Origin of the sequence: Pinisolibacter aquiterrae (genome assembly GCF_019160155.1) — a bacterium.
Classification (GTDB): Bacteria; Pseudomonadota; Alphaproteobacteria; order Rhizobiales; family Ancalomicrobiaceae; genus Pinisolibacter; species Pinisolibacter aquiterrae.
Genome location: NZ_JAFNIH010000020.1, coordinates 1 through 2,004 on the forward strand (window position 1 = coordinate 1; position 2,004 = coordinate 2,004).

Below are 2,004 nucleotides of genomic sequence, written 5' to 3' on the forward strand. Positions count from 1 at the left end.
CGCCGGCATGGCCGCGGTAGGCGTCATGGGTCTCGCTCCAGATGTGTTCGAGACACTCCGCGCGGGTCATCCCGCGACCGGGCAGGGCCTCGCGCTCGAGGATCGCTCGGCGCATCCGATCCGGCGAACCGCGGTCGGCGAGATCGCAGTAGCCGTGGAACCAGCGCACGCGACCCCGGATCGTGAGCGCGAAGAAGATGCTGGTGACGGAGCCGGACAGATATTCGGCGAGCGCGAACATGTCGCCGCGCATCCACAGCGGCGGCAGGAGGTCGAGCATGTGGTCGTAGTCGGCCTCGGCGATCTCGAACCACTCGCCGGTATGAAGATCGCCGGCATCGGACGATCGGAACGGGTGCCCGACGTGGCGGTCGAACAGGCGGTACATCTGGCGTCGATCGGCGACACCCTCGAACACCTTGCGAATGGGGGAAGACGGGATCATGGCGGTTCTCCGGCTCGTGGACCGAAACGTGGCCATCCCCTCGGGACGCCCTCCTCTTCGGTCCTTCCTGACCCCTCCCCCAACGCCGCCTCGCCGGCCGGCCGGGTCGAGGGCCGGCGAAGCCGGGCGAAGCTTCACCCTCGAGGCGGTCGACGGTCAGGCGGCAGGGCTCCCTCCGCCCATTCCTCCCACCGTTCCCCTCTACCCTTCTTCTCCTGCAACATCAGGTTCCAGTCCCGCTGCACCGGTGACAGGCGCAGTCGACGGCAACCGGTCTCTTCGGCCATCGTCCGAAGTCGCTCGGCATAGATCTCGCCCTGAGCGTCGGCGTCGGTCGCGGCGACGAGCAACGTCTCCGGCCGAGAGGCGAGCCGGTGCAACGCGATCTCGGTCGCGGGAGACCAACCGCCTCCGGTCGCGACGTAGAGGCTGTCCGGCCTCGCCCCCTCCAGATCGGCGAGGCTCATCGCGTCGATCGCCGCCTCGGTGACGCAGACCCGTAACGCTCCGGCCGACCCGAATCGGAACAGCACCTTCTCCCCGCCGGTCGAGAAGCCTCGCCAACGAGAGCCGCGCTCTTCCCAACCGACGAGAACACCGTCGTCGTCGGTGTAGGCCGCCCACATGCTTCCCTTCGGCCCCTCGCGCAGCAGATCCTGCCGGATCGCCGCGCGGAGGACGAGCTCCGAAAGCCCCCGCTCGTCGCGGAGATAGCGCCAGGTCGTCGAACCGGGCCAGGGCGCACGTCGAGCCTTCCACCGCTCGGCGATCGAGACGTCGGTCGTGACGTCCCTCCGAGGACGCCGCCACACCGGCCCACTCGTCGTCACGCCGACGAGGCCGGCGACCCGATCGAGCGCCTCGGGGAAACTCTCCCCATGGAGATGGGCGACGAGAGCGAAGACGTCGCCCTTCGCATCGGAGAGCGGATCGAACCATCCCCTCCCCTCGTGGATCACGATGACGATCTGGGCCGCCCGACGGAATTTGAGCGCCCGCCGCGTGCTCTCGCGCGGATCGAACGCGAAGCCTGCCTCCTCCAGCACGGCAGCGCAGGTCACCCGCTCCCGCAGGTCTTCGATTTGGTGCTTCTCCATCGGTTTCCTGCCGGCGCGCGGCGCCGGGCCTCCTCTCTTGCCGGACCAATCTTCCCGGGAAACTCCCCGGTCCCGATCCACCGGCCGCGACGCGGGAAGGCCGGCAAGGGCGCGGACGGCAGGAGAGCATCAGTGGGATGCGCCGGCTCGCCGGCGCGTCCACCACAGGGTCCGCGGCGAAGCCTCCCTTGCGTCCGCGCCCGCGCTCGCGGCATCGGCAAGAAGATGCGGGCTCAATGAGCCCGCCACGGATCGAATTCGTGGATCACCTCGACGTCGTCTTCGTCGTCGATCTCGTCGGCCGGCAGCACGCCGTATTCGGCTCCGGACAGGAAGAGAACGACCGGGACCATCAGGGTGCGGGCGAGATCGAGAGCGTGAGACCGAGCGAGCGAGAGGTCGTGGGACATGGGGAAGGGCTCCATCGCGGAGCGGGGCCGATCCCCGCTCGATGGCTCCCCC

The 2,004-nt window shown here is 69.2% G+C and carries 2 protein-coding genes and 1 pseudogene; all 3 read right to left on the bottom strand.

The window, feature by feature from the left end; genetic code table 11:
• On the bottom strand, positions 1-445 hold a 445-nt coding region (locus J3S89_RS07360; protein ID WP_217926851.1), incomplete at its 3' end, for a DUF1419 domain-containing protein.
• Between the two features lie 134 nt (positions 446-579).
• The gene (locus tag J3S89_RS07365; RefSeq protein WP_217926852.1) at positions 580-1,542 is read right to left on the bottom strand and encodes a DUF3991 and toprim domain-containing protein; all 963 of its coding nucleotides are present in this window, start codon (positions 1,540-1,542) and stop codon (positions 580-582) included.
• A gap of 233 nt (positions 1,543-1,775) precedes the next feature.
• Positions 1,776-2,004: pseudogene (locus J3S89_RS07370) on the bottom strand (helicase); the annotation flags it as partial.